This window comes from Campylobacter concisus (assembly GCF_902460895.1).
Classification (GTDB): domain Bacteria; phylum Campylobacterota; class Campylobacteria; order Campylobacterales; family Campylobacteraceae; genus Campylobacter_A; species Campylobacter_A concisus_BC.
Genome location: NZ_CABPVL010000004.1, coordinates 432,535 through 438,019 on the forward strand (window position 1 = coordinate 432,535; position 5,485 = coordinate 438,019).

The window sequence follows — 5,485 nt, forward strand, 5'->3', positions numbered from 1 at the left end:
TACTAAATTTAATACCCCAAGCTCATCAAGAAATGTTTCTCTTAGTGCCTTTGCGTCTTTATTAAATATATAAGAGCCAAGTGATTCATATATCTTAGATATGCCATCTTCGCCAACAAATTTCGCTAGTGGAAATACCTCTTCTATAGTAGTTTTTACTAATAACGAGGTTACCTCTTTATTTATATCTCTATCATTGCTATATGCTATATCTTTTAAATTTATAGCCTCTTTTAGAGTGTTTTTATTCTTAGTGGCGATAGCCTCTTTTATAGCAGCTTCATCTTTTTTATAGTTCTCATCTATCTTGTCAGCTTGCTCTATAAGAAGCTTCATTAGATCTTTTTGCAAAGGGTCTTTGATATCTGCATTTTTACCAACTTCATTTTCAGCTAAAAGCTCTTCAACACTAACTACATCTTTGTTATTTACTCCATCCATATATTTAGAAATTTCTTCTATACATAGATACTCACCACTTTTTAGACCACTACTTTTTACTGAGTCTTTGTAAAAAAATAGCTTTAAATCTCTATCAAAAATTCTTATTATAGAGTTTGAGTGCAAGGCTTTTATCTCATCATCTTCTATTACTATATATTCATCACCATCTTGAATGCTTTTCTTTATCATTTTTTTTGAATAGCTTTTAGTCATTATAAAGTAAGCCACACTAAGAGATAGTGCCTCTATGAAAGAGTAGCGCTTTGGGAGGGTTTGTATTATACGTTGCATTTGTGATTGGTATTCATCTGCGGTTGATGAGCCGTTTTTTATATCATCTATAAGTTGGCTTGAGATATTGCTATTGTTATATGCTTCAGCCTCTCTTCTGTTTAAGGTGTTTTCATTTACCTTATCAAACACTGCTTTAAAAGAGAGAGTTACCTTTTTCATATACTCTTCTTCACTTTTTTTGATCTTCTCCATATCATTTGGTTGCTTAGCATAAGCATTTACGTGAGAGAAATTTGTCTTAAATAACTCTTCGTATTTGGTGTAGTTATCAAGATAGTTGGTATCATCTTGATAGGCGATCTCTTTAAATTCTTCCCTTTTTTGCTCTATGTTGTCTATATATTTTTTATCTATTCTTGCAAAAGGGGATAAATTTAAAACAAGAGTTGATCTATTGTTTTCTTTATTGATGTTTATGCTGTACTGGCTGTAATCCTTAATAGGACTTAGGGTTTTTATGTCAGTAAATTTTTGTTTTACTAGGTTGGGGTTGTTGGGTCTATTTAGCCCGTCTTCTATCACTTGATCTAGGCATTTACTTATTACTTCTTCTCTAAGACCTGCACTTGATCTAAAAGGTGAGTTTGAAAGCACAACATAGTTTTTATTTAAATTTGAAAAATCTTTGCTGTTCATCTCATCGTTTGCAGATGTGCCATTTTTATCGGACTTGTTCGCTATTAGATTGGCTAGTTTTATAGAGTTGAAATTTGAAGCGCAGATAAAATTTAAATTTGCATTTAGTCCTTTTATTTGATCCTTTAGTCTTTTAAAGAGCGTATCATCACTAGAGCCAAAGCCTAAGTTTTTATTTACTATATCATAAGAGCAGACATCCTTAGTATGATCAAATACCGATAGATCATCTAAATGACCAAATACACTATATCCCTCATCTGCGTTGCAATTAACCTCATTTAGGTTATTGTCGTCTCTAAAGTAGATATAGTCTAAATTTAGGTGGGTAAAGTCTATAAAAAAGCCAGAGTTAGAGGATTTATCTTGTTTAAATACTAATACATTGCAGCTTGAGTTTATATTTAGGGTATTTATAATAGAAGCAAATCTAGATGTGAAAAAGCTAAGGATAGGTAAGGTTACGCCATAAAGAGATCTATTGCTTTGATGCTCAACCATCTTGTAGGTTAATTTACTAAGCTCATAGAACAAAAAGCATCCGTTTGCCTTTTTGAGTGCAGCCTTTGGGTCACTTAGATCAACTATGCTTAGTATAAAAAGAAATATTTGCTTTAGTAAAAACTCTCCGCTTTCTTTATTTAACTCACTTAAATTCTTATCTAACTCTCTAAAGCACTCTTCAATGCTTTTTTCAAATTTAGCTCCATCTAGTCCTTCGCTAGATATCAAAGAGCTAGCATCGCTTAGTAGATCATTTTTTAATGTATTTAGGCACTCTTTTACGATATCTTTGGCGTCATCATAGTTGGATACTATGACCTCAAACATATCATAAAAGCTTATAGCTTCTGTCTTTGTTTCACCCATGCTTTTTAGCAAATTTCTCTCGTGCTCATCTTGAGCAGCTTCAAGTTCAGCTTCATATCTTGCTTTACTTTTTATGGGGCTTATCTTCTCTTTTAAATTTGCAAAAAACTTATCAACCGCACTCTTTTTATGGACGATCTTTACTGGTATATCTCTATATTCAAATTCTCTTATTCTATTTAGCTTGCTATCAGTAAAGCTCTCTTTATCTATATAAAAGTCAGATACGATCGATACATCTTTTTTATCTCTCTTCTTAGAAAATATTAGATTAGATATGATCTCATTAGCTATGCCGTTAGAGTACGATGTGAGTGAATTCAAGCTAGACGTATAAAGAGTTACACATTTTGCATCAGCCATATACTCTTTTATCTTTTTTAATGTCTCTTCGCAAGAGTAGGTTATTTTTATTTCGTTGTTTTGCATATTAAGCCACCACTACTGTTTTAGATATTTTATTGTGATTGTATTTATAATATTATTAATTTATTATGGGCTAAAGGAAGGTGGGAAATGTTTGATGCTTTGGCTTATATTTTTTAGTTTGCCAAGTTAGTTAGACAAGCCATCTAAATTTCTAACACAATTATGCTATAATCATGTCATATTATTAAAAGGAAATAGCATATGCCTCAAATAATACCTATAAAAGAGCTTAGAAACACAAATGAAATTTCACAGCTATGCAATAGCAAGGATGAACCAATATTTGTAACTAAAAATGGCTATGGCGACTTGGTTGTGATGAGTATAAAGACATACGATAAGCTAGTAGCCACAGCCGATATAGATAGCGCCATCGCATCATCTGAAGCTAAGATAACAGCAGATACAAAGATGCTAGAAGCAAAAGACGTTTTTGCTAGTTTAAAAAGTAAGTATCTTGAATAAATATAAAGTCCTAATCTCACCACAAGCTTATGAAGAGCTTGAAGCGATTTATAAATATATCGCACTATCTTTGCTCTCGTCAGGTGCTGCAAACTCTACACTAGAGGCTATCAAAAACGCTATCCTTAGTCTAGATGAGATGCCAAATCGTGGTGCTATTAGAAAAGTTGGCAGATATGCCAATATGGGCTATAGACAGCTATTTGTTAAAAACTACACAGTGATTTATAGGGTAGATGAAAAAGATAAGGCTGTTATAATCATTACTATTAGATATACACCAAGCGCTTTTTAGACATACAACTTCAATAATATCTATCTAAAATAAATATCCACTAATCCTAGCACTCTTTTTTTGTGAAAATATACATAAACATCTTTTAAAATTCCAGCCGATGAGAAGTCACCGAAAGATAACTTTAGCCTAGATGAACTAAAAATAGTTTTTGATACAAAAAGGCTTGACCTACGAAACTATATGATGTTTGCCCTTCATACTGGGCTAAGGCTTAATGAAATTTGGCAACTTGATAGCAAAAGTGTAGGCGAAGAAGATGGCATAAAATTTATAAATGTTAAGACAGCCAAGCAAAAAGGAGGCGTTAGCAAATATAGGCAAATTCCTCTACATAAGAATATTGAGCATTTGGCTGATTTAAAGTGGCTAGAGCAAATCAAGAAAGGAAAAAGAGAGTAGTGATTATTTTGGAAAGTGCCTAAATAGACATATCCACAAATCTATCCCAAGTGCAAACGTTAGTTTTCACAGACTGCGTGGCAATTTCGCAAAAGCCGTTAAAGACTATTGTTTGGAAAATTCTCTAGCAGATCTTACTTCTTTTCTTTTGGGACATAGCATAGACCTAGCAACTGATACATATGCAAAAGGAGTGTCCTTGAAGGCTAAAAAAGAGGCATTAAAGGGGCTTGATATTTTTTATTTACTAATTATTTAAAAATACCCTAAAATATTTAACTTGATAGGTATAATTATATATAAACATTCCATTAAAGGATTTTTCATGACAAAAGACATTAAACAGGAACTTGAAGTCGATGATTTTAATGAATTAAATCATCTAGGAATAAAGTTTTATTATCAAGACAAGATAAAAGAACTATCTGATGATATAAAATATTGTCTCACAAAGGGATATGAGAGAGCCACAACTGATAAGAGTAAAGATTGCTGGCTAAAGATATGCTTTAATCTTTTTGGCCTATTTCCATACTCTGTCCATTTGCCTGGAGCTAAAAAGCTTGATAATATAATAGATGAGCGACTTAGTGCCTTAAAATTCAAGGCCGATACTACCCAAAGACCTGCCGTCCCAATAGATGATGATCTACCTGTAGAGGAGTTAATAAATAGTTTTTGTCCAGCTGTACCAGAGAAAAAACCAGCCCATAAGAAAAAGAATGCTAAAGAAATTCCTAGTGGCAATACAGTAGAGGTAAAAGATGGGCTTATTGCTTTTATACCACATTATATCGTGTCAGAGATATTAAACTATAAAGAAAAGAAAAAGAAAACCAAAATAAAGCCAATCAAACCTAACAAAGATTCACTAAATATAACAACTATAGAAGATTTAGTTGAAAACTATTTAGAAAGTGTTGGATCAAGACAAAAGTTTAGCGAAAGCACAAAAAAAGAATACGGATTTGTATCAAAACTACTTCAAGAATTTCTTGATAGTAAAAGCATTGGGATAAATGATATAAATTTAATTGTAGCTGAAAAATTTCAAGGTAGTCTTTTAAATTCTAAAGATGGAATACAGAAACGTGGCGAAAAAAGAGTGAATAAGCAAGCATATAATTGTGTCATTATAGATACAGCAAAAGGCAAATACAGTAGCGAATCCAAAAGAGTAATTGTCCTACATGAAAATATCAAAGACTTGCATAATTATAAATGGGTTAAAACCATAAAAGAAAAATACCCTACAATAAAGTCTTTTAATAAAAAAGCCAATGGCTGCATAAGAAAAGTTATAAGTGATAAAAAAGTTAGTGATCATCGCTTGAGAGGCAACTTTGCTAAGAAATTAGTAGAATACGATCATATAAACAACATAAGTGATTCCATTGTAAATGTTGCAGATGAATTAGGCCACAATACAAATAAAAACAATAGAAAGAATCTTGAAGAATATAATGACCTAGTTAGGGGAATGATGGGTTACAATCTCTCCGACGCTTTTGTATCTTGACAGCGTAGATCAAAGCGACATAAACATATATATAAGTGGTCCTGGAGGCTCGATATATGATGGCTTTGGACTAATCGACTTTATGAAGACCATAAAATCACCAATCAATACATTTTGCGTGGGGCTAGCTG

6 protein-coding genes are annotated in these 5,485 nt (G+C 32.3%); 5 read left to right on the plus strand and 1 reads right to left on the minus strand.

The window, feature by feature from the left end; genetic code table 11:
• The coding region (locus F3G98_RS10510) for a hypothetical protein (protein ID WP_188116994.1) at positions 1-2,673 on the minus strand (2,673 nt) is incomplete at its 3' end.
• A 201-nt stretch (positions 2,674-2,874) separates the two neighbouring features.
• Between F3G98_RS10510 and F3G98_RS08685 the strand changes: the two genes are divergently transcribed.
• The 5 genes from F3G98_RS08685 to F3G98_RS08705 form a co-directional block, all read left to right on the plus strand.
• A complete protein-coding gene (locus F3G98_RS08685; protein WP_149726039.1) occupies positions 2,875-3,138 on the plus strand; it encodes a type II toxin-antitoxin system prevent-host-death family antitoxin in 264 nt (87 codons plus the stop codon).
• Positions 3,131-3,433 (plus strand): type II toxin-antitoxin system RelE/ParE family toxin, encoded by a 303-nt coding sequence (locus F3G98_RS08690; protein ID WP_149726040.1) that lies wholly within the window; start codon positions 3,131-3,133, stop codon positions 3,431-3,433. Before F3G98_RS08685 ends, F3G98_RS08690 begins: the two co-directional genes overlap by 8 nt.
• A gap of 183 nt (positions 3,434-3,616) precedes the next feature.
• On the plus strand, positions 3,617-3,835 hold the full coding sequence (locus tag F3G98_RS10830) for a site-specific integrase (RefSeq protein ID WP_262974964.1): 219 nt from the start codon (positions 3,617-3,619) through the stop codon (positions 3,833-3,835).
• 325 nt (positions 3,836-4,160) lie between these two features.
• Positions 4,161-5,354 carry a hypothetical protein gene (locus F3G98_RS08700; protein WP_149726041.1) on the plus strand — a complete coding sequence of 398 codons (1,194 nt, stop codon included), beginning with the start codon at positions 4,161-4,163 and terminating at the stop codon, positions 5,352-5,354.
• A partial coding sequence (locus F3G98_RS08705) for an ATP-dependent Clp protease proteolytic subunit (protein WP_223231341.1) occupies positions 5,344-5,485 on the plus strand: 142 nt, incomplete at its 3' end. The genes F3G98_RS08700 and F3G98_RS08705, both read left to right, overlap by 11 nt.

What these genes read in the sequence shown, in the direction of transcription:
- F3G98_RS10830 (WP_262974964.1), top strand. Translation starts at nt 3,617, where the DNA reads ATGATGTTTGCCCTTCATACTGGGCTAAGGCTTAATGAAATTTGGCAA.
- F3G98_RS08685 (WP_149726039.1), top strand. Translation starts at nt 2,875, where the DNA reads ATGCCTCAAATAATACCTATAAAAGAGCTTAGAAACACAAATGAAATT.
- F3G98_RS08700 (WP_149726041.1), top strand. Translation starts at nt 4,161, where the DNA reads ATGACAAAAGACATTAAACAGGAACTTGAAGTCGATGATTTTAATGAA.